Genomic DNA, 23650 nt, shown 5'->3' with positions numbered 1-23650 from the left:
AAGAGGTTGCATTTGCAACTCGTGGCTTGTACTTGCGTGTAAGGCTTTGGGTATACAGCGTGCAAGTATGTTTCAGGTCGACCGAAAAACAATTACGTTTCGTCACTCCCTTCATTCTGAAGTAATCGACACGCTGAAGCACGCTGGCATCGTGTGCCTTGAAACCGCTGATGTGCTTGTTAGTGTTATATCACTTCTCGCGAACTATCAGGAGGAGGGGCACAGCCTTTCACCGGATGTTTTCGTCTGCAACTCTATCCGGGATTTGGTGCAGCGTGTTGGGACCGCGGAGTTTGTCTTTCTTGGCAAAGCCCCGCTGAACGGGGGCGCTGCCCAACGAGCCTTGAAGGAGGCGGCTCCGCTGGCAACCGGTAACTGGGCCATTTTCCTGGAGCGAGGGTCCCAAAGTGAGCTTCACTATGGGCTGTTTACTGGGTCTACTGATCCCTCTGCATTAACCCTGGTCGAAACCGCGCTTGAAACGCCAGATCCTGCCTTCCCTGTGCTCATGGCACGACAACTTGGGCCCAACAGGGTAGAAATCCGCTCTAACGCTTCTAGGTCCAGATGCTTCCATTTTCATGGCGAGGAAGGATCGGCCCACCAGGGAGACGAGGAGCTTGCATCCTTGGCTGCCTGCATTGCCTCCGGCGTCTCAGAAGAGTTGATGAGCGTCTTTCCCGGAATGATGAAAAGGGTACTGGCAGAGGCGATTCAGAAGTCACATGGGACGCTTATTGCTGTTGTTCCTAATTCAGCGACAGCCATCCCAAATGTGCTTCACGATATGGTTGTTCTGAACCCCATCATTGATTTTGCTGGGCGGCTCCTGCGCCACCGCGAGGATGCTCTGTCTGGTGCATCGCTGAGCAGTCTTCAAGCAGCAGCACAACTGATCCAAGGCATGATCTCCAGCGATGGCATCACTGTCTTTAAGCAAGGCGGCCATGTCTTGGGATTTCGGGCCTTTGTTCAATCAAAGCCTGCCGCGGCAGGTGTTGTTGGTGGAGCGCGAACTCGCGCCTTTCAGGCTCTCTCTGAGCATGTTGGAGGTGAGTTTTCTGCTGCTTTTTTCCGATCTCAAGACGGCGTAACTAAGCTTAAGCTTTCCGAAGCTGAACCCAAAGTATAGGTGGCCTGCACAAATGCCAAACGACATTGCAATCTGGAAAGGGCCTGAGGGACATGTTGTTCCACAGAGTGCAAGGAGTGCCAAGCAAATCCTAGCTTATGCGCAGCAACTCACGCCTCGGGATGCTCAACATATCGTAAAGGCATTCCAATCTGGCAGCTACGAAATGGTCAGTGGATATGTTCTGAAAAAGAGCTTGGCCGCGCTAAAGAAACAGCTTGCCGAACTCGGGATGGAGTTCATTGGCGAGATGCTTGGACGTCCAGATATTACCGAGAAATCAGTTCCGAGCGCGGTAATTACTGACTTTGAAGCGATTAATCTCGCTCGCGAACTTGGCGTCATGAATTCTACTGACGCGAAGCGCATGATGCAGACACTCGAAATGCTTTCTCACTTCGAGGAGCTTGCGCCTGAAGAAGCTCAAGAAGTGGAAATGAGCAAGGAGGAGGCGATAATCTGCCTTCGGACTTGTGTTCAATCGGTTCTAGGGCGAGCTGACAGTGCTGTTTCACTTCAATTCGTGTCATTCAGATCAGCATTAGAGTCAAAAACGTTCAAGAAGGATGACATAGAAGTCGTTAAACTGATCGACTCTCCATACTTCTTTCAAAGGACCACATTGAGTGTCCTCCTCGCAGGTTTGAAGACGAAGACTGGAGCACAGTTTGAGCACCTTGTTGGGAACACAGCAGTCATAATTCCTGTACTTTGGCCATCACTAAAGGGGCCCGAGAGATGGTCTGTTGGGCAGAGTTACGCGGAGGTCGTTTCTGCTGGTATGGCGGCGGCTGCTAAGGGCCTTAAAACAGCATTGTTGGCAGTGAAAGGTTTCGACTATGTACCCGAGAGCCTCAGGTCGAGCACTTTCACGGCTGCCGCAAACGCAGTACTTGCTGCTCACGCTGGTTTCCAAAATTTCTATAATGAGCCCGCTGCCATAAGTGCTTTGGCGCGTCTCGGTACAACAATACCTTGGCCTGCATTTCCAAATTGCATGTCTGCAGTCATGGCCGTTGCCCTAGGGAACATGTACGGTGTCGCATTCGCTGCTCAACCTGACGCACATGCGCTGTTAGATCGTCTGTCGGATAATCAATGGGACTACTACCTCAATGAATGTCTGCCGCGAGATAGGCTCATCGTGCAAAAGCTAGAGGCAGACAATCCGAGGCAGCGTTGGATCGAAATTGCTTCAAAGTACAACTTGCAAGATAGAAACATAAAAGATCAAAACGTGAAAAAATTAGTGAAGGCTTCGGTAGAAAAGAAGCCATCTTCAATAAAGGCGTTTGCTGAAACCATCATAAAAGCGATCGAAACCCCATAGTAGCTATCTATTGCCGCTCACTTACGGTAAAGATCTGCGAAATCCCCATAACGGCAGAAGGATTAAGTGCTGTGATGGGGATTCGCCTGTCGACCATGCCTTTGCATTCTCGTTCCACATTGGTTTGAGATGGATAGGTTTGCCCACTCAAACGGTAACTCAGTACTTAGTTACAACCCTGGGCTCAGTAGTCTAAGCTTCATGCGAGACAGCCAGATAGAACCTCAACTCAGGGTCGCGGGTACTAGAGCGCGCATTCTCGAAGGCTAGGCTTAGACTCGCTAAGCGAACGAACAACAGCCCACGAGCTGTGGCTTCCAAGCAATTGCAACCTTCATCCCATTTTAGCCAAGTTACCTTTGAACCCCGCTGAATCAGCTGCGCTATGTAACAAGGACGCAGAAGCAAGCCCCGCCTCAGCAGCCAAGAAGCTCACGGGGCTGCACGAACCAAAGTAACATTCTGGACTGGCCTTTAGCGTGGCAATTAAGCTAAAGGGGAGCGTACAAACGTGGAATGCGGGCTGAGGGGATGACAACAGAGTATCACGCCAAGCTTTATGCTCATGAACTGCTTCGGCGGCGCTCGGTGGCTGACGGGGAAAAGCTTGCTGCAGCCCTGCTCGATGCGCAAGTGGATCTCAATCCTCACCAAGTCGAAGCAGCCCTATTCGCCTTCAAGTCTCCCCTCTCCAAAGGTGCTATCCTTGCTGACGAGGTCGGCCTTGGTAAAACAATCGAGGCGGGACTCGTTCTGGCTCAAAAGTGGGCGGAGGGCAAACGGCGCATCCTTGTCATTACGCCTGCCAACCTACGCAAACAATGGGCGCAGGAAATCGAAGAAAAGTTCTTCCTGCCGACAATCATTCTCGAAGCGCGCAACTACAACAAAATGTCCAAGGAGGGGATGCGCCGTCCCTTTGAGCAAAAAGCTCTTGTCATGTGCTCATACCAATTTGCCGCGCGCCATGCCGAAGAGCTCATGGTAATCCCGTGGGACCTAGTGGTGATTGACGAGGCCCATAGGCTGCGAAACGTCTATCGTCCGGATAACCGGATTGGGAAAACGTTGAAAGGAGCTTTGGCGAATGCACCGAAGGTGCTTTTAACTGCAACGCCACTCCAGAACTCCCTAATGGAGCTTTACGGCCTCGTTAGCCTGATCGATGATTATGCATTTGGAGACGCTAAGAGCTTCCGCGCACAATATGCCCGGCTCACTGGTGATAACCTCTTCGATGAGCTGAAGGGGCGCCTTAAGCCAGTCTGCCACCGCACTCTTAGACGACAGGTGCTCGAATATATCCGCTACACAAACCGGATCCCAATCACACAAGAGTTCGTTCCGACCGACGCGGAGCAGACGCTCTATGACATGGTCTCCGACTATTTAAGACGGCCATCGTTGCAAGCACTGCCGTCAAGTCAGCGGACGCTGATGACGCTGATCCTTCGCAAACTGCTCGCCTCGTCGACGTTTGCAATAGCAGGAGCACTAGACTCACTGGCGCGTAAACTGGAACGTCAGCTCCGAAGCGATAGGAGCCTACGTGATAGACTTGAAGAGGAACTTTCTGACGATTACGAGGAGTTCGAGGAAGTTGCCGATGAGTGGGGCGAGGATGTTGCTGAGCCTGAGCTCCTCACCGCTGAAGACATCACCAGCATTGAACAGGAGATTGCTGATCTGAGGCAATTCCGGGATCTCGCCGTCTCCATCTCCGAGAATGCAAAGGGGCAGGCGCTGCTTCAGGCGCTGCGCGCCGGGTTCGCAAAGGCTGCTGAGCTCGGGGGTGCCGAAAAGGCAATCATCTTCACGGAATCGCGTCGTACGCAGGAATACCTTGTCCGCCTTCTCTCGGACAACGGCTATGATAGCAAGCTCGTCTTGTTCAACGGCTCAAATTCTGACCCAGAATCCAAAGCGATCTACGAGGCATGGGTTGAGCGGCACAAGGGCACAGATCGGGTAACTGGCTCGCGCACCGCCGACATGCGCGCAGCACTCGTTGAACATTTCCGCGAGAGTGCAGCGGTCATGATTGCAACGGAAGCCGCAGCGGAGGGTATCAACCTTCAGTTCTGCTCAATGGTGGTCAACTACGACCTTCCCTGGAACCCGCAACGGATCGAACAGCGGATTGGACGCTGTCACCGCTACGGCCAACGCTATGACGTGGTCGTCGTCAACTTTCTCAACAAGAATAACGCTGCCGATCAGCGAGTCTATGAGCTACTCGCGGAGAAATTCAAGCTCTTCTCTGGTGTATTTGGAGCGAGCGACGAAGTGCTTGGTGCTATTGAGTCTGGTGTCGAATTCGAGAAGCGCATTGTCTCCATTTATCAGAACTGCCGTTCGACGGAAGAAATAGAGGCCGAATTCAAGCACCTCCGCGACGAAATGGAAGCCGATATAACAGTAACCATGGAGGACACTCGGCGTAAGCTGCTTGAGAACTTCGATGCCGAGGTCCACGACCGCCTAAAAGTGAATATGAGCCAAAGCAAGGAGTATCTGGATCGCTTTGCAAGGATGCTTTGGGCAGTGACCAAGCACGAACTCGGCAAATATGCGAACTTCGACGACGACTATTTAACGTTCTCGCTCGGAGTTGTGCCTGATGGATTTCAAGCGTCGGAAGGCAGCTATTTTATGGCTAGGCATGGGATCGATGGCCACCGCTATCGTCTCGGTCACCCGCTGGCGCAACATGTTCTATCGACTGCCTCATCACGCCAGCTCGAATGCGCTGAGATTGTGTTCGACTATACTGCGTGGCCGCAGAGAGCTTTGGCACTGGAGCCCTTCGTCGGAACTTCCGGAATTCTTATCGCGCACAAGCTCTCGATACGTGGTGCAGACGATCAGGATCATGTCCTACTCGCGGCAATGACAGATGAGAGCAAGCTCCTAGATCCTAAAATTGCGATGCGCCTGTTTGAGCTCCCTGCCCGCAAGACAGGGGTAACCATAGTGCAGTCGTCGGAAGCAGTTAGGCAGATTGTCGACAACCAGCGAAGAGCCGTGCTCGACGAAATGGCAAACCGACAGTCCACATGGTTCGACGAAGAGATGCAAAAACTTGACAATTGGGCTGAGGATAAGCGTGCGGGGTTGAAAGCTGATCTCAAAGATCTTGATGAGCAGATCAAGGCGCTTAAGAGGGATGTCCGCCAAACCAACAATCTCCCGGACAAACTCGTGCTTCAGCGACAGGGTCGTTTGCTAGAGGCCAAACGCGACGAGGCGTGGCGCACCTATGATGCTGCCGCAAAAGAGATAGAGGCTCAGAAGGATAGTCTCCTCGACCAAGTGGAAGAGCGCCTCGGGCAATCGGTATCGGACGAAGAACTGTTCGTAATCAGGTTTATGGTTAAGTAAGGGGCTAAGAATGAACAAACCGGAGCCAGCAATGCCTGAGAAAGTGGACCTCAGGTCAATGGATGTGGTGGCAGGAAAGCGTGATGTGCTCAAGAGTGTCCTAGAGCAATATTTTCCGGAAGCACTCACGGAGGGGAATGTCGACTTCAACCAACTTAAGAGAGCACTTGGCGATTGGATTGATCCTGACAAGGAACGGTTCGGTCTGACCTGGCCAGGCAAGGCCGAGTGCATGAGGATTATTCAGCAACCGAGCGTCGCTACGCTGAAGCCTGAGCGAATTGAATCAGTAGACTTCGATTCGACTGAGAATCTTTTTATCGAGGGCGACAATCTTGAAGTGTTGAAGCTGCTTCAGAAGGCGTACTATGGTAAGGTAAAGATGATCTACATAGACCCGCCATATAACACAGGGCAAGAATTTATTTATCCCGATAAGTACGCGGAGAGTTTAGAAACCTACCTCGCCTATACAGGGCAAATTGACAGTCAAGGGAAGAAGTTCGCGACAAATTCTGACACTGTTGGCCGCTACCATAGTAATTGGCTCAACATGATGTACCCTAGGATCTATCTGGCTCGTAACCTGCTGAGCGACGATGGTGTAATCTTCATTTCGATTGATGACAACGAGGTTGCGAACCTTCGCAAGTTGTGTGACGAGATCTTCGGAGAGGAGAATTTAGTAGCCACATTCGTTTGGAAAAGTCGGCAGAACAAGGACAACCGACCTGAAAAGGGAGCTTCGGTCGATCATGAGTACATCCTCTGCTATGGTCGCCGAGTTCGCGGTGACGAGCGCAACTTATCGCAATACAGCAATCCGGATGATGATCCACGCGGCCCATGGACCAGTGCGAATATGGTCGGCTTGGCTACGAAGGATCGGCGACCGAACCTTCACTTTGATCTTATCGATCCTGCAACGGGTATCAACTACGGCTGCCCGGCTATGGGATGGCGCTATGATCCAAGAACAATGGCGCATCTCATAGCGGAAGGGCGCATTTTGTGGCCTTCGTCCGCCGATGGCCGTCCTCGGAGAAAGGCTTTTCTCGAGGAGCTCACCAGCGAGTTCACTGGCGTTTCCTCAATCATCGGCTCTGATGTTTATACGCGCGATGGAACAGCAGAAGTAAATGAAATATTCGGCTTTCGTGCTATGGATTTTCCCAAGCCGACAGGTCTGCTGCGAGAGCTAATTGAGCAAGGTGCGAGCGATGGCTGCGTTGTACTAGACTTCTTTGCGGGCTCTTGTACGACCGCCCACGCGCTGTTCGAGCATAACATCTCAAAGAATATGAAGTGCCGATTCATCACTGTCCAGCTCCCCGAGAAAGTGGACGAGACATCAGAGGCATATAGAGCCGGATACAAAACCATCGCAGACATAGGTAAGGAACGGATTCGGCGGGTCGCAAATCAACTTTCCTCAGTGCAGGATGGGCACCTAGATGGCTCAACTGCGATCACTGATTTCGGTTTTAGAGTGTTCAAACTCCACCGTTCCAACTTCAAGGTGTGGGATGGGCAGGTCTCCTCAGAGGCAGACCTCGGCAATCAGCTTGAGCTGCATATCGATCATGTTCTCGACACCAGCAATGCCGAGGATGTGCTCTACGAGCTGCTGCTGAAGGCTGGGTTCCCTCTGACAACCAAGGTGCAAACGACCGAAATGGCTGGAAAGCAGGTCTACTCCGTTCAGGATGGTGCGCTGCTGATCTGCCTTGAGAAAGAGATCACGCCCGAGCTGCTTGACGCCCTCGCCGAGGCTGACCCATTGCAGGTCATCTGCCTGGACGAAGGCTTCAAAGGCAACGACCAGCTCAAGACCAATGCGGTTCAGACCTTCAAAGCACGGGCTCAGGCCGAAGAGTCCGAGATCGTGTTCAAAACGGTCTGAGGAGATTACGATGAAGTTGAAATTTGATCCTTCCCTTCAGTACCAGCAAGACGCAATCAGCGCGGTTGTTTCCGTCTTCAACGGTCAGCCTTACGTGCAGACGGGCGCAATGGCATTCCAGTCACTGCAAATCGGCGGATTGTTTCAAACTGAGCTCGGGATGGGCAATCGATTAATTATTCCCGACGAAACGATACTGACCAACATTCGGACAATTCAGGAGGCGAATCGTATCGAGAAGGTGACGGCGCTTGAAGGCCGCGAGTTCTCGGTCGAAATGGAGACCGGAACGGGCAAGACTTACGTTTATCTCCGCACCATTTTCGAGCTGAACAAGGTCTATGGCTTCAAAAAATTCATCATCGTCGTGCCAAGCGTCGCAATTCGTGAGGGTGTGCTCAAGAGCATCGAGGTGACAAAGGATCACTTCCAAACGTTATATGAGAACTTTCCCTTCGATTACTTTGTCTATGACTCAAAGCGGCTCGGAAAGGTGCGGCAGTTCGCAAGCAGCAATCAAATTCAGATTATGGTCATCAACATTCAGTCCTTTCAAAAGGACGTTGCTGACAAAGACCTAACGGAGATGACCGAAGACGACCTCAAGAAGCTTAACGTGATCAACCGTGAAAACGACCGGATGTCGGGGCGTCGGCCCATCGAGTTCATTCAGGCTGCCAATCCTATCGTCATTATCGATGAGCCACAGAGCGTGGACACAACCGAAAAGTCAAAGCGGGCGATCCGAAATCTGAATCCACTGGTCACGCTTCGGTACAGCGCGACCCACAGGGATCCTTATAACCTTATCTATAGGCTTGATCCGATCAAAGCATACGATCTCCGGCTGGTGAAACGCATCGAGGTCGCCTCCGTCCGTTCGGGCGATAACTTCAATGACGCCTATGTGAAGCTGCTAAAGACGGACAACAAGAATGGCATCAAGGCTCAGGTAGAGATTCACAAGGCATCTCCATCGGGTCCGAAAGCCACTAAAATGTGGGTCAAGCAGGGTGATGACCTTTTCGTGAAATCCGGCGAGCGGGAGGTGTATCGCGACGGGTACATTGTGCAGAATATCGACTGTACACCAGGCTCGGAGTACCTAGAGTTCAACCAAGGCAAGTTCCTGGAAATGGGTCAGGAAGTAGGGGGCACGGGCGAGGACCTCATGAAGGCCCAAGTCTATGAAACGGTTGAACAGCACCTCAAAAAAGAGCGCGCTCTCAAGGGCAAGGGACTCAAGGTGCTTTCGCTCTTTTTCATTGATCGCGTCGCCAATTACCGCATTTATAACCCAGACGGCACCACGAGCCTCGGCAAAATCGGAAGGTGGTTTGAGGAGGCCTACCTAGAGCTTACGACAAAGCCCATTTACAAGGGACTGATTCCGTTCACGGTCAGCGAAGTGCACAACGGCTACTTCTCACAGGACAAGGAGGGGCGCGCGAAAGATACGCGTGGGAATACAGCCGACGATGAGGATACTTACAATCTCATCATGCGGGACAAGGAGCGCCTGCTCGATCCCAAAGTCGCCTTGCGATTCATCTTCTCACACTCCGCTTTGCGCGAGGGGTGGGACAACCCGAACGTTTTTCAGATATGCACGCTCAGTGAGACGCAGTCTGTCGAAAAGAAGAGGCAGGAGATTGGCCGCGGGCTACGGCTGCCCGTCAATGAGGCTGGTGAGCGGGTCCACGACGAAACGGTCAATCGCCTCACCGTTATTGCCAACGAGTCCTACGAGGACTTCGCGCGAACGCTCCAAACGGAATTTGAGAACGACTTTGGACTGAAATTTGGCAAGGTCGAAAAGATTGCTTTCGCTGAGATTGTGCGACAAGCCAGCGATGGAACCGATACTCCAATTGGGCAGGATACATCGCAGCAAATTTGGGCTGAGCTAGTTCGCGCAGGCTACCTGAGTGCAGATGGAGACATTCTAGACAAGTTCGATTCAAAGAACCCCCACTTTGAGCTACAGATCGGCGAGAGCTACGCGGATCTGAGCGGAGAAATTATCGATGAGATCAATCGCAAGGTCTTTAAGAACCGCATTGTCAATGCACGTGAGCGTCGTGAGTTGAAGTTCCGCAAGGAGGTGCAGCTGAGTGAAGAGTTCCAGACACTGTGGGACAAAATCAAGCAGCGCACTCGCTACCGGGTCAACTTCAAGACAGACGAGCTCATCGAGCGGGCTCTGGCTCGTATTGCGAAGATCGAGCCAATTAAAGCGCCGCGCATTGCCACAACCGTCGTAGAGTTGGACATCTCGGATGCGGGTGTTTCTGCGGATCGGCAGATCGCTACTCGTGTTCGTGACATGGAACCAGTCAAGGTCCTGCCGGACATCCTCGCATTTCTTCAGAAGGAAACTGAGCTCACGCGACATACCCTCGCGGAAGTCCTGAAACGGTCAGGACGGTTGGCAGAGTTCAAGATTAACCCGCAGGCTTTCATGGCAGCGGTGTCCAGAGAGCTTTCGCGGGCCCTACACGATCTCATGCTGGACGGTATCAAATACGAGAAGGTCGCAGGACTCCACTGGGAGCAGAGTCGGTTGGAGCAAGATGCGGAAGGAGGCATCGTCCGGTATCTGACGAACCTGTATGAGGTGAAAAATCGCGACAAATCACTGTTCGATGCTATCGAATACGAATCGGAAGTCGAAAAGCAATTCGCCCGTGATCTCGACAACAATGAAAATATCAAGCTTTTCGTGAAACTACCGGGCTGGTTCAAGATCGATACACCCATTGGCAGCTACAACCCTGACTGGGCTTTTGTCACCGAACGCGAGGAACGCCTCTATTTTGTCCGTGAAACAAAGAGCACGCTCAACGATGACGAGCGCCGCAAGAAGGAGAATCAGAAGATTGCCTGCGGTCGAGAGCATTTTAAGGCACTCGGAGTTGACTATGATGTCGTGACCTCCCTAGCGGAGGTCGCGATTTAGCCATAGGTCAGTTTCCTGCGACGAGGGCACCAAGGACTGGTGAGTGAGGACACCTGTCGCTCGGTGCTCTCGTTCTGACATGTGGGCTCACGTGCCGCTCACTGAGGCAACCCTTGGTCTTGAGGTAAGTAACTTGGAAGCGGCCAATGACTTTCTAGAACCTTCTTATGCGGGACTTGGCAGAGATGTATGGTTCTCCGCCTGGAATCTGCGCCCCCGCGTCCATCGAGTAAGCTATCGAAAGCGTCTGGCGCAAAACATCCTCGCTTGTTTGCCCAACTACTCTAACTGTATTGCCGACAACTGCTTCGCGATGGCCGGCCCCATTGAGGTGGTCGGGGATCAATGTTAGTGCATGATTGGTTGTGGCGCCACAGCACGACCTCTGGGGCGGGTGGTCGATAGCCCAATGATGAGTGTGGGCGCACGGTATTGTAGTGGCGCCTCCAGCATTCGATCACGATCTGAGCCTCTTTCAGCGTGTAGAAGATCTCTCCTTTCAGCAACTCATCCTGGAGCTTCGAGTTGAAGCTCTCGCAATAGCCGTTCTCCCAAGGGCTGCCCGGCTCGATGTAGGCCGTCTTTGCTCCCACAGCTGCAATCCATTCGCGGACTGCTTTAGCCACGAATTTGCTGCCGTTGTCGGAACGAATATGGCCCGGAACACCGCGCAGGATGAATAGGTCTGAGAGCATGTCGATCACATCGACGGCTTTCAGCTTCCGGTTCACTCTGATGGCCAGGCATTCACGCGTGAACTCGTCCATGATGTTGAGCATGCGGAACTTGCGCCCGTCATGCGTGTGATCCTCGACAAAGTCATACGACCAGACATGGTTGGGATTTTCCGGCCGCAACCGAATACACGATCCGTCATTGAGCCAGAGCCGTCCTCTCTTCGGTTGCTTTTGTGGTACTTTCAGCCCCTCCCGCCGCCAGATCCGCTCGACCCGCTTGTTGTTCACGAGCCTGCCGGCGTCCCGCAGCAGGGCCGTGATGCGCCGGTAGCCGTAGCGGCCATACTGGAGGGCAAGCGCGATGATGTCGGCGGTCAGTGCCGCCTCGTCATCCGGGAAGGCAGAGATCTTGCGCTGGGTGGAACGGTGCTGGCCTGGGACCCGGCAGACCCGTCGCTCGGACAGGTCCAGTTCGGCTCCCACGTGATCCACACAGGCGCGGCGGCGGGCGGGGCTTAGAAGTTTCCCTTGGCAGCCTCTTTCAGGATCATCTTGTCAAGGGTGAGATCCGAGACGGCGCGCCGGAGCCGGGCGTTCTCGGCCTCGAGCTCCTTCAGGCGCTTGACCTGATCCGACTTCAGCCCGCCATACTCGGAGCGCCAGCGGTAGTAGGTGACCTCCGTCACGCCGATCTGCCGGATCGCCTCGGCCACGGTCCGACCCTGCGCGATTAGCACGTCGACCTGCCGCAGTCTGGGGTAACAGCATTGAGCTTCGTTCTTGGTAGAACCTCTATCCAGAGGCCTTAACGGGCCATCTCGTAACAAAGACAGAGAAGCGTGCCATCCCAAAGGCGCTAGAGGTTTCAAACGGCTTTGGAGCTAGATGCTTTCCTTTAGCGTTAAGGCACAACAAACTTGGCCTACCCAACGCCAACCCGAAGGCTGGTTGGGCTTTTTTCTCCTCTTGGCCTATTATCCTTCCGCCGCTCGCCTTTTGGACTATCACGTTTACTAAATGGTACCTGACGGTATGCAAGGTAAGGGCGCTGTAAAGCGACACACGCTCGTTCAGGGCCGATCGATCGCGTATAAAAGGACAGTGATAGGGCGATGACTGAGTTGACGTTCAAGGGTAAGGAATTTGTCTACAACCACCACTTGGCGGTACCCTTTCGCCCCATAATCCCGCACTCTGACAAAGGTGTTGGCCCAGTCGCGTTGGACGGCAACCTCATTGTTCATGGCGACAATTTGCATGCTCTGAAGGCGCTCTTGCCGCTTTATGCCGGCAAGGTGGACTGCATCTATATCGATCCACCTTACAATACCGGCAACAAAGAATGGAGTTATCGGGACGATGTAAATTCTCCGATGATACGTGAGTGGTTTTCAGACAATCCAATCTCTGTGGACGACGGACTGCGCCATGACAAATGGTTGGCGATGATGTGGCCTCGTCTAAGATTGCTGAAAGAACTGTTATCAGATACAGGCATCATATTCATTTCAATTAATTCAATTGAGTATGCGAACCTAAAGTGTATTTGTGAAGAAATATTTGGAGCTGACCAATACATTGGGGAGTTTGTCTGGAAATCAAGGAACAATAAAGATAACAGAAATGAGAACGGACTGTCGAATGACCACGAATTTGTTCTGATCTTCGGCGGTGCTCTTGATGGGGAGCTTCGTTCTGCTTCTGACTATTCTAATCCAGATGAGGATAAGCGCGGTCCCTGGGCCAGCGCAAACATGGTTGGCCTCGCTTCTCGCGAGAAGAGACCCAATCTGCATTATGATCTAATTAATCCTAAAACAGGGAAAAATTACGGCTGCCCTAAGCGAGGCTGGCGCTTTGAGCGTTCCACGATGAAAAAGCTCATAAAGGAAAAGCGGATCTTATGGCCGCAGAAAGACGACGGCAGGCCTAGGAGAAAAGCCTTTCTTTGCGAACTGGATGCTCGAACTAATGTTGCGTCTGTTCTTTCGGGCGCATTCTATACGAATGAAGGCACGACCATATTCAATAGGTTGATGCCGGAGAAGGAATTTCCCTTTCCGAAACCTCCAGAACTGATCAGTTTTCTCCTGAGTCTGTTTGAGGGGAAAGACATAACTGTTCTTGACTCATTTGCCGGCTCGGGCACGACTGCTCATGCCGTGCTGGAAGCAAACAAACGTGACAACGGTAACCGGCGCTTCATTTTAGTCGAAGGCGAAGACTATGCTGATGAGGTAACGGCGGAACGCATTCGCCGGGTCATCAATGGTTACGCCTTCACTGGCAAACAAAAGACCGTCTTACTAAGAGAGCGCTTGAACTGGCGCGTTCTCACGAAGGCTCACACAGTCGTAGACAAGGTTCAGGCCATTGAGAACCTGCACGGGCATGAGTTCGATTGCATTAAAAGAGAAATCAAGGATGGCGAGTTGATTGTTGCTGGCGAGAAAGCCGTCAGCAACTTTGCGGAAGGCGTAGGTGGGTCCTTCACATACTGCACCTTGGGCCCTCCGATCGATCTGGATAAGATCTTGACGGGGGACACACTGCCCACTTTTGAGGTTCTTGGCGCGGCTCTTTTCCACATGGCAACGAACCGGGCGCTTGATCCGGCAGCTCTGTCCGAAGTTGAAAGCTACCTTGGAGCTGCCGACGGGCGGCGTCTGTGGCTGATCTATCGTCCCGATCTGGATTGGCTCAAATCGCCTGACGCAGCACTGACGCTCTCTCGGGCCAAAGTCTTCATGGAACGGGACCCCAAGGCAAAGCATCTGGTCTTCGCCCCTGCTCGCTTCGTGTCGCAGAAAGTCTTGGCGGAACACGGGCTGCCCGTTGAATTCGTGCCGCTCCCCTTTGCTCTCTATCGCATCGAGCGAGCCTGATACATGCTACGCCAACTCGAATATCAGGATCGGGTCCTGACTACGCTGGACGCTTATCTGTCAGTTCTAAAGGCAGAGAAGATGCGTGCGGATATCATCGCCAAGATAGCATCAGAACAGCCGGATTTGAACTTGGAGGTTCCCGATTTTGCAGCACACACATGGGCGAAGATGCTCAAAACCGGAAAGCTCCCCGCATCGCGCGCCGCAATAGGCTATTCGCCCCGTCTTGATGGCGTCGGCCATCCCGTGCCAAACGCTGTGCTGAAGGTGCCTACTGGTGGCGGCAAGACTTTGCTCGCTGTGCAGGCTTTGTCCCGCATCTTTGGCCAGTACCTGAACCGAAACACAGGGTTCGTGCTTTGGATCGTGCCGAACGAAGCCATTTACAGTCAGACCTTGCAGCGTCTGTCAGATCGGCAACACCCCTATCGCCAGATGCTTGACAGCGCTGCAGCTGGGCGTGTCCGTATCCTTGAGAAGACAGACCCGCTCGACGCTCGCGACGTGGAGGGACAACTCTGTGTCATGCTGCTGATGCTGCAGTCTGCCAACCGAGAAACGCAAGAATCGTTGCGAATGTTCAAGGACCGGGGTGACATTCACGGCTTCTTCCCACCAGAAGGTGACCAAGCGGGACACATAGCAGCGATTGAGGTTACGCCGAACCTGGAAGCTTATGACGGCTTCCTTCCGCTCGTAAAAGACAGCCTCGGCAATGCCCTCCGATTGATCCGTCCAGTAGTGGTAATGGACGAAGGCCACCGCGCCACATCAAATCTCGCTTACAAGACCCTCTACGGCTTCAATCCCTGCTTTGTCCTAGAGCTAACAGCGACGCCAAAGGACATTCAGCCTAAGGGCGGTAAGAAGCCTATTCCTGCTCGCTATCAGAACGTATTAGTCGAAGTGACCGGCAAAGAGCTGGACCGGGAAGGCATGATCAAGATGCCACTAAACCTGGATCCTCGGCAGGGCGCAGACTGGCGCTCGACACTTGCCGTGGCGCTCCAGAAGCTGATGGAACTGGACGCGCATGCAGCGACTTTGCGAGCTGATACGAACCGCTATATCCGTCCAATAATGCTAATTCAAGTGGAGCGAACCGGCGCAGAGAAGCGCGGCGCGCGGTACATTCATTCCGAAGACGTTCGCGAATGGCTGAAGACCGCCGGGTTCGACGACGCGGAGATTGCTGTAAAAACCGCGGAGATCAACGATCTCAAGCAGACAGAAAATCAAGATTTACTGTCTCCGACTAACCGCGTGCGGGCAATCATTACCAAGTCGGCCTTGCAAGAGGGGTGGGATTGCCCTTTCGCCTATGTGCTGTGTGCATTGGCTGCACAAAGCAACCTTGCAGCGATGACGCAGCTGGTGGGGCGAATACTTCGCCAGCCAGACGCGATGAAGACAGGCATTCCCGCGCTCGATGAGTGTTACGTCATCACGCATCACCGCGCGACGGGTGATGTTGTGAAGGCGATCAAGCGCGGGCTAGAGAAGGATGGGTTGGGCGATCTCGTGCTTCAGGTGCCCCCCGGCGAGGGTGCTGCAGCAAACGTCAGCCGGCCCATAGAGCGGCGCGATCGCTTCAGGAGCACGGATATCTACCTGCCGAAGGTGCTGATCGTCGAAGGTGGCGAGGCGCGCGACCTCGACTACGAGGGGGACATTCTGTCGGCTATTGACTGGCGTGGTTTCGACCCGCAAGCCATCATAGACGCTATCCCCCATAATGCCGGACCGGCGCAAACCCAGTTGCAGCGCATCATTCTGACAGAAGGCGATGACCTCATAAGCGCTCAAGCAGTCACGGCGAGTACGGAAAACCTTCGCTTCGATGCGCCCTATGCAGTGCGGATGATCTCTGACATCGTGCAGAATCCCTTTGTGGGACGCGACATTGTGGGTAAGGCGCTCACGCATCTGAAAGCGCGCGGCTTTGACGCCGCGAAGATCGGGCAGCTCGCGGGCTTAATCATTGGAGAATTGCGGCGCGGCCTTGATGCGGAACGCGACCGTCTGGCGGAGCATCTCTTCCGGACGGCAGTGACAGCAGGGCGTATCCAGTTTCGTTTGCGATTGGACAGCCACAATTGGCGCATGCCTTTTACTATTGAGACGACTCAGCCCGAAGACGGACGAAAGATTGTCAGCGTAACTGGAGGTCCGCTAGAGCGCAGCCTCTTCGCACCTATATTCGACGCCGACGTCAATGGGGACGAACAGAGCGTCGCTGTTCAGCTTGATGGCAATCAGGCTGTTACGTGGTGGCACCGCAACGTTGCGCGATCCCAATATGGAATCCAAGGCTGGCGGCGGCACCGTATCTATCCGGATTTTATCTTTGCGATTCAGCGCGGTGACGGTTCGACCCGCATCACGGTACTTGAGACGAAAGGCGAACAGCTCGACAATCGCGACACGGAGTACAAGCGCCGTATACTGGAACTAATGTCTGACTCCTTCGCGTGGAACACCTCAGTTCCGGCTGGAGAACTTGCATTGATTGCAGAGACTGGCGAAACTGTCACCTGCAGTTTGATCCTAATGGGAGACATTCCAAGAGATCTTCCCCGCCATTTGGCGGGCTAAGTGGCCTGGGACTGAATCATCTTCGACCGTAGTGAAGCCGGAGTAAGGTCATGCTACCAGTTTCCTCCGCTATTCGTTCGGTGCTGCATTTAGCTGTCCCTATAATTTCTTGGTAGTTATATGCCTCTGTGTGCAAAGTCATCTTTGCCAATCAAGCGGCTGATCTTGGTAGCCTACGAGAATTTTTGGCTGAGATGGGAAGGCTATCGCCGCCACCACTTCGTCCGGTTCAGAACACAAACCGTTTCCATTGTTCACCTGTTTATTCAGTGAATGGGCCGACAAAGTCAGAGGCAGGATTAGGAGGCTTCTAACGGCTGAAGAAGCCTGGAACTTGCGCGTTCTCCGGCGCTAGGGGGCGCCAGGAAGACTTACTCTGTTGCGTTCGAGGTGCGCCTGCCTCCCTACTTTCCCCACCTTGCATTTCGATGAGCGGAAGATTGTCAAACCCTTGCTGTGCTTGGGCTTCGTTTGCTGGCCTATGCTAAGAGTTTCCCCTCCTTTTTTTAAAGTGGGAAGCCATCACAGGGCGGGTTCACCCACAACGATGACAGGGCGCGTACGACCCTTATCCGCGGCAGCTCGGTCTTCGCGAAAAGCACCGCTTGCCCACCCGTCACCCGGCCCTCGGCGCCACTAATCTAATGTAGGCCTTTCGAACGAAGCGCGAGCAAGTGGCGCGAACTTGTCCTCAATGATGGCTCGAGTCTCGAGGAGACCTCGCCGGCGTCTGAATGGCGGGTTTTTGAAGTTATAAGCTTGTCAACCTTTGTCTGCCAAAGCTTGCTCCCAAAACTGGGGGCAGTGTGTGACCAGCACCAATCTTCACGTCACGTTGGGGTGGTATCTCGATTCAGGCGCGTATCCGAACGGAAGCGATCCGGACCATGCATCTATCGGCCGAGCCTCGCTCGGGCCCCTCGGGTTCTTGGATCTCCTCGAACGGCACCTCGGTTTAATCGGGCGGCCGATTGCGGAACCTGTCCGGGTGGCAATGTACCTGCGCCGGCTACGGCACGCGGTCACGGACGATTGCTTTTACAGCGCTTCGTTCACGGTCGACCCCTGGGCCACCGCGAAAGCGCTGCTGCAGTGGCGAGATGACCTGTTTTGCGGCGGCTGGACCGGGACGGCTGACGCTTCGGCGCCGCGGCGGCTTCAGCAACTGGCCGCTGTCGAGGCGGTACCAGCTGACCAACTGCCTCCCTGTATCGGGGAACGCCTGTCAGCGTTGCTCGATCGGTTGACAACCTCCTCCTTCCCGTACCCGCTCGACATTCGGCTCGTTGAAGCGCGCGCTTTATGGCCCCACCAGTGGCAGCGCCTGTTCGATGCTCTCGCCCGCACCGGCGTCAGCTTGCATGAGTACGAACAGCCGCACGGGGTAGGGGGCGGCAATCTCGGGGCCGTCCAACGCTTCCTCACCACCGGCGTCCGGGCCGCCGAGGACACGGACGGCAGCGTCGTTGTCTTAGACGCGGACAGTGAAATCGATGCAGCCGAAATCGTCGCGGACTGGCTCGCGGCCGACAGCAACCGCGACACCGTCCTCATTCGGAGTCAAGGAAGCCCGCTGCTCGACGGCGCTTTGAGCAAGCGTCACCTGCCGCGCGCGGGTGTGGTCGCGCGCTCCCCATGGCGCACGGCGCTGCGGGTGCTGCCGCTCGTCTTTGCCGCGCAGTGGGACCCGTTTGATCCGGCCCGTGTGCTCGAGCTCCTCGGGCTGCCGCAGTCCCCCATCCCAAGGGGCGCCGCAACGGGCCTCGCCCGGGCCATCCAGGAGGCGCCCGGACGCGACGGTACGGCTTGGCGCAACGCGCGGGCCCGTGCTGTGACCCGCCGTGAGGAGCTTTTGGCTGGCGAGGGCATGGCGGCCCGTGTCATCAAGCGCAAGCTGCAAAAATTCGAGCGCGATATTGACTTCTGGCTGCCCGTTGAGCGGCACGATCCCCACACCGGCCTTCCGGTTGCTCACGCAATTAAGATCTGTCGGCGGGTGGTGCGCTGGGCCGTCGAACGTCAGCTCACCGCTGGCGATGGTCTCTGGGCCGTGGCGGCTCAGCACGCCGCGGCTCTCGCCGACGTTCTCGTGTCCTCGGACCTGCCGCTGATTCCGCAAACAACCCTCGCGCGCATGCTCGACGAGGTGATCGGGGAGGGCGTCCGGGCGGAGGGCAGTCAGGGGCAAGCTGCCGCATGGCGTATCGTCGACAGCCCCGGTCAAATTGCCGACACCGCCGGGACAATCCTGTGGTGGGGGGCGGTCCGATCCGACAGTCCCGCTGCGATGCCGTGGACGGCTAAAGAGCTTGCCTGGCTTGAGCAGGCCGGCGTGGTGCCCGAGAGCCCGCGTCACCGTCGCTTGCGCGAGCGGGCTGCCTATGTGCGAGCCGTGCTAAGCGCCCGCAGCAAACTCATCCTGGTTGTGCCGCGGTGCGTGGCCGGGTCCCCCGCCAGCGCCCATCCGTTGCTCGGTGAGATCGAGACAGCACTGAACCTGAAGGACGGCTCGGTTGCGGTAATTCGTCGTGTGATCACGATGGACATGAGCCCGTCCTCCGTGCTGGCCGATCGAACGATCGTGCGCTCCCCGCTGCGCGGGCAATTGCTGCCCAAGCCGCGTCGCCTGTGGCCGATCCCCTCTGATATCGTCGTGCCGCCGCAAAAGATCTCGCCGACGGGAATGGAGCGCCTCATCGGCTGCCCGTTGTCCTGGGTGCTCGAAAACAAGGCTGAAATTGCGCCAAGCCCCTTCGTAGGGCTGCCCGATGCAAGTCAGATGATCGGCACCCTGTGCCATGCCGTTCTCGAGCTGCTGTTCACGGAGCGACGCGATTGGACGATCGAGGCGGCCGGACAGCGCGCCGAAGAGCTCTTTGATCAGCTTGTTCCCCAGGCGGCCGCCACGCTGCAGCAACCGGGTGCCGAGCTTGAGCTGCGCCGGACCCGTCAGGCAATCGCGAAGGCCGTAACGGTGCTGATGACCTACATCCGGCGAGCCGGTCTTCAGGTTGAGCATGTCGAACAAAAAATCGAGCGCGGCCTCGGGCCTGACGCCCCGCTGGTGAGCGGCAAGGTCGACCTGATTCTCCGCCATTCGAACGGTCAGCATTACATCGTGGATCTCAAGTGGACCAAGACCGCCAAGTACCACGAGGAGCGGCTGACAGAGGGCAAACCGCTGCAGCTGGCCGCGTACAGCTGGCTCGCCGAACGCATGCTCGGGCAGCGGCCCGAGGCCGGCTACTTCATGCTGAAGCAGGCCCGCATGCTGTTCTCGGCCTCCGCTCCCTTCGACAATGGCTATGTCGCGGGCACAGACCTCTCATCGACGTGGCACCAGGCCACACGAACCTACGAGACTCGCATCAAGGCCCTGGCTGATGGTCAGGCGGTTGCTACCGGGGTGCCGCACACGGCCGACGAGGGGGACGACACCCTCCCGCTCGCCCTCGACCCACCCTGCCGCATCTGCTCGTATCAGCCCCTGTGCCGGGCTACTCCGGGAAAGCACTAACATGAATGCCCTCACGCCTCCGACACAGCCGGTTCAGGTCATCACGGCCGGCGCCGGATCCGGCAAAACCTACGCCATCACCACGATCCTGAAGGATGCTGTCGATGCGGGCGTTCCGCCCGAAGCCATCATCGCGACGACGTTCACGAAGAAAGCGGCAGCCGAACTGTCTCACCGAGTGCAACTGCGGCTGCTCGAGGGCGGCCGCGTCTACGAGGCTGCCGCGCTCCCTGACAGCTTGATCGGCACGGTCAACAGCGTTTGCGGGCGCCTTTTGTCAGATTATGCCTTCGAGGCCGGACTATCACCGGCCTTGAACGTGCTGTCCGACGGTGAGCAGGTTTCGGTGTTCAGGCGCGCGATCGGTCCGATCATCGAGCACTATGCCGAGGACATCGAGCCCATTGCCGCCCGGCTGAGCCTCATTGAGCCGCCGGGCGCCCGCACGAAGGCGGACCGGGAAAAGGACTGGCGCGATCACGTCTTCGATACCGTCCAGGGCGTTCGCAACAACCTGCTCGACGATGCCATGATCGACCAAAGCTGCGAGCGCTCCGTCAGTTCGTTGCTCGACCTCCTGCCAGCACCGATGGCGATCGATCCCGAGCACCTCGACGAGGCTTTGCACAAGGCCATCGCCCAAGCACTCACAAACATCGGCGACGGCGACGGTACCAAGACGACGAAGGATGCGCTCAAGAGCCTGCGCGAGGCCGCCAGAAGCATCGAGGGGGACGAGGGGCTTCCCTACGCCAAATGGGTCAGCTTGGCCAAGATCAAGGCATCCCGGCCGTACAACAAGTTCCTCGATCCCGTTCGAGCGGCTGCTCGGGTGTACGACAGCCATCCGCGTCTGAGACAAGACCTGAAGGCCTATATCGAACTGTGCTTCAGCTGCGCCAAGGCCGCGCTCCACGCCTACCGGGCGTTGAAGGCGCGAGAGGGCTTGCTCGACTTCTGCGACCAGGAAACCCTCACCTACGAGCTTCTTGCGCAGCCTGCTATTTGTCAGGCGCTCTCGAGCCGGATCCGGCTGATGGTGGTGGACGAGTTTCAAGACACAAGCCCGATCCAGCTCGCGCTCTTCACCCGCCTTGCCGGATGTGCCGGCCGCTCGGCGTGGGTCGGGGATCCGAAGCAGGCGATCTACGGCTTCCGCGGCACAGACCCGGAGCTGATGAACGCGGCGGTCAACGTCCTTGGCTTAGATCCGAAGAACGTCCTTCGGCAGTCCCGGCGCTCACGACCGCCGCTGGTTCAGCTCGCAAACTGGCTGTTCACGCCGGCCTTTGGCGCTAACGGCATGCCCGAGGATCGCGTGCGGTTAGAGCCCGTGCGGCACGAGGATCCCGGCTTCGCGGCGCCTGTGCATGTTTGGTCGCCCAGCAGCGCCCGGGCGGACAACCGCCTCGAGGAAATCGCCGGCGAGATTGTCGATCTTCTCAACAATCCCGATCGCATGCCCGTCAAGGATGCGGTGACAGAGCAAATGCGGCCCTGCCGACCAGGCGATATCGCCGTGTTGTGCCGGCAGAATGACACGCTCGAAAAACTGGCCGGCTGCCTTAGCCGGCGAGGTGTGCGGGTTGCTGTTGAGTGGGCGGGATTGCTGCAGACTGACGAGGCGCGGCTTGCCGTGGCGGCCTTGCGCTACCTGCTGAGCGCTGATGACACGCTGGCTGTCGCTCAAATCCTGCACCTGACGGGCGAGGGGCAGAACAGCGATTGGCTGTACGAGTGGTTGTCCGAAGGGCAAGACAAGAGCTGGAAAAACGATCCCCGCATTGTTCGCCTCGATGCCGCGCGCGCCAACCTGATCACCATGACGCCCCGCGAGGCGATGGACGCTGCCATCGGTGAGGCACAGGTGGTTCGCAGCGTCGCGAGCTGGCCCTTTGCCACGCAGCGTCTTGCCAACCTGGATGCACTGCGTGCGCTGGTGGGGAAGTATGAGGAGCATTGCCGGTCGGCACGCCTTGCCGGGACCACCCAGGGCCTCGTGTCCTGGCTCAACGAAATCGAGCGCGATCCCAAGGCCAATCAGCAGCCGGCTGCCGCGGGCGACGATGCGGTTACACTCGTGACGTACCATGGGGCGAAAGGGTTGGAGTGGCCGATCGTTGTCCTCACCGAGCTGTCGTACAATGCGCTCGACAAGACCGCGAAACGGATGTTCGGGGCGAAGGTGTGCTCGGACGGGCCGGACTTTGATCTTGCGGCGCCGCTCAAGGGCCGGCACATTCGCTTGTGGCCATGGCCGTTTGCCGCTCACAAGACCGTCGAGGGGGTGACCGACACCCTCATTTCCTCCGAGGCGTATCGGCTGGCGCACGATCTGAGTTTCCGCGAAGAAATTCGCCTTTTGTACGTCGGTGTGACCCGAGCGCGCGATTACATCGTGTTCACGGGGCAGCGGCCGGACGAACCCGGCGATGAGGCTGCGAAGAGCCCGACGCCGTGGCTCGATCTTTTGGGAAACCATGCCACGCGCCTGTTTGCGCTGCCGCCTTCCGGGTGCAGCCTGCTCTCGCTCACTGATGGGGACATCGAGGTGGAGACGCGTGTGCTGGCGGGCAACGGTGCAGCCTACGATGTAGCACAGCATCGGTATCTCGCTGAGCTTCCTGAGGGGGAGGGACCCTGGTACAAACCGATGCGCTTGGCACCAAGTTCAGCCACCGGAACCCCGGCGCCGGCGGACCACCTGCGGGTGGACGACCTTGGGCAGCGCCTTTTGCACAAGAGCAGCATGGATGACTTTGATCGCATTGGCAGTGCCATTCATGCCTATCTCGGCGCGGAAAATCGCTCGGCCCCCGTTGAGGACCGCCTGGACCTTGCGTTTGCCCTAACGCAGCGCTGGGGGGTCGAGAATGCGTTGAAGCTCCCAGACCTCGTCACGGCCAGCGACCGCCTGCACACTTTCCTCGTGGGACGGTATGGGGGTTACGCTGTGCTTCGTGAATGGCCTGTTCACCGGCGCGATGCCGACGGTCAGGAGATGGTGGGGTATATCGATATGCTGGTCGAGCATGAGGGCGGGATCGCCATCATCGATCATAAGAGCTTCCCCGGAGGAGAGGCTCAGTGGCGCTCGAAAGCAGCCTCGTATGCTCCACAGCTCCAAGCCTATAAGGTCGTTGTCGAGGAAGCGACAGGGAGGCCGGTCACTGATCTGCTCATCCACATGCCCATCGCCGGGGCGATCGTCCATCTCTGAGCGCGGAGGACAGGGCATCCCGAGGCTGAGGCTGATCGCTCGACCATG

General features: G+C 56.2%; 10 protein-coding genes. 9 read left to right on the top strand and 1 reads right to left on the bottom strand.

Features of this window, described 5'->3' with window-relative positions; all coding sequences use genetic code 11:
- Nucleotides 1–67: 67 nt before the first annotated feature.
- From JKG68_RS10865 to JKG68_RS10845, 5 genes are all read left to right on the top strand, one after another.
- Nucleotides 68–1132 (top strand): hypothetical protein, encoded by a 1065-nt coding sequence (locus tag JKG68_RS10865; protein WP_202059174.1) that lies wholly within the window; start codon nt 68–70, stop codon nt 1130–1132.
- Nucleotides 1133–1145: 13 nt separating this feature from the next.
- Nucleotides 1146–2462 (top strand): hypothetical protein, encoded by a 1317-nt coding sequence (locus JKG68_RS10860; protein WP_202059172.1) that lies wholly within the window; start codon nt 1146–1148, stop codon nt 2460–2462.
- A 531-nt stretch (nt 2463–2993) separates the two neighbouring features.
- Nucleotides 2994–5843: an SNF2-related protein gene (locus JKG68_RS10855; RefSeq protein ID WP_202059170.1), complete on the top strand. Its 2850-nt coding sequence runs from the start codon at nt 2994–2996 to the stop codon at nt 5841–5843.
- Between the two features lie 10 nt (nt 5844–5853).
- Nucleotides 5854–7746 (top strand): site-specific DNA-methyltransferase, encoded by a 1893-nt coding sequence (locus JKG68_RS10850; RefSeq protein ID WP_202059168.1) that lies wholly within the window; start codon nt 5854–5856, stop codon nt 7744–7746.
- A 10-nt stretch (nt 7747–7756) separates the two neighbouring features.
- Nucleotides 7757–10705 (top strand): type III restriction-modification system endonuclease, encoded by a 2949-nt coding sequence (locus JKG68_RS10845; RefSeq protein ID WP_202059166.1) that lies wholly within the window; start codon nt 7757–7759, stop codon nt 10703–10705.
- Nucleotides 10706–10989: 284 nt separating this feature from the next.
- Here JKG68_RS10845 and JKG68_RS10840 read toward each other — a convergent pair.
- A protein-coding gene (locus JKG68_RS10840) for an IS3 family transposase (protein WP_376773134.1) occupies nt 10990–12134 on the bottom strand; the annotation gives its coding sequence in 2 pieces (ribosomal slippage) (nt 10990–11912 and nt 11912–12134; 1146 coding nt in all).
- 360 nt (nt 12135–12494) lie between these two features.
- Here JKG68_RS10840 and JKG68_RS33370 point away from each other — a divergent pair.
- From JKG68_RS33370 to JKG68_RS10820, 4 genes are all read left to right on the top strand, one after another.
- The gene (locus tag JKG68_RS33370) at nt 12495–14267 is read left to right on the top strand and encodes a site-specific DNA-methyltransferase (protein WP_246515307.1); all 1773 of its coding nucleotides are present in this window, start codon (nt 12495–12497) and stop codon (nt 14265–14267) included.
- A 3-nt stretch (nt 14268–14270) separates the two neighbouring features.
- Complete coding sequence (locus JKG68_RS10830) at nt 14271–16865, top strand: DEAD/DEAH box helicase (RefSeq protein WP_202059163.1); 2595 nt, start codon at nt 14271–14273, stop codon at nt 16863–16865.
- Between the two features lie 808 nt (nt 16866–17673).
- Nucleotides 17674–20382, top strand: a complete 2709-nt coding sequence (locus tag JKG68_RS34525) for a PD-(D/E)XK nuclease family protein (RefSeq protein WP_202059161.1) — start codon at nt 17674–17676, stop codon at nt 20380–20382.
- A 1-nt stretch (nt 20383) separates the two neighbouring features.
- Nucleotides 20384–23602 (top strand): UvrD-helicase domain-containing protein, encoded by a 3219-nt coding sequence (locus tag JKG68_RS10820; RefSeq protein ID WP_202059159.1) that lies wholly within the window; start codon nt 20384–20386, stop codon nt 23600–23602.
- Nucleotides 23603–23650 lie beyond the last annotated feature (48 nt).

Source organism: Microvirga aerilata, assembly GCF_016743775.1.
In the GTDB taxonomy this organism is placed as follows: domain Bacteria; phylum Pseudomonadota; class Alphaproteobacteria; order Rhizobiales; family Beijerinckiaceae; genus Microvirga; species Microvirga aerilata.
The sequence above is the reverse complement of the archived record's forward strand: the minus strand, read 5'-3'. Positions and strand labels throughout refer to the sequence as shown.

Bases quoted from the DNA above. Each gene is read 5' to 3' on its own strand.
- JKG68_RS10845 (WP_202059166.1), top strand. From the start codon at position 7,757: ATGAAGTTGAAATTTGATCCTTCCCTTCAGTACCAGCAAGACGCAATC.
- JKG68_RS33370 (WP_246515307.1), top strand. From the start codon at position 12,495: ATGACTGAGTTGACGTTCAAGGGTAAGGAATTTGTCTACAACCACCAC.
- JKG68_RS10855 (WP_202059170.1), top strand. From the start codon at position 2,994: ATGACAACAGAGTATCACGCCAAGCTTTATGCTCATGAACTGCTTCGG.
- JKG68_RS10850 (WP_202059168.1), top strand. From the start codon at position 5,854: ATGAACAAACCGGAGCCAGCAATGCCTGAGAAAGTGGACCTCAGGTCA.
- JKG68_RS10830 (WP_202059163.1), top strand. From the start codon at position 14,271: ATGCTACGCCAACTCGAATATCAGGATCGGGTCCTGACTACGCTGGAC.
- JKG68_RS10865 (WP_202059174.1), top strand. From the start codon at position 68: ATGTTTCAGGTCGACCGAAAAACAATTACGTTTCGTCACTCCCTTCAT.
- JKG68_RS10820 (WP_202059159.1), top strand. From the start codon at position 20,384: ATGAATGCCCTCACGCCTCCGACACAGCCGGTTCAGGTCATCACGGCC.
- JKG68_RS10860 (WP_202059172.1), top strand. From the start codon at position 1,146: ATGCCAAACGACATTGCAATCTGGAAAGGGCCTGAGGGACATGTTGTT.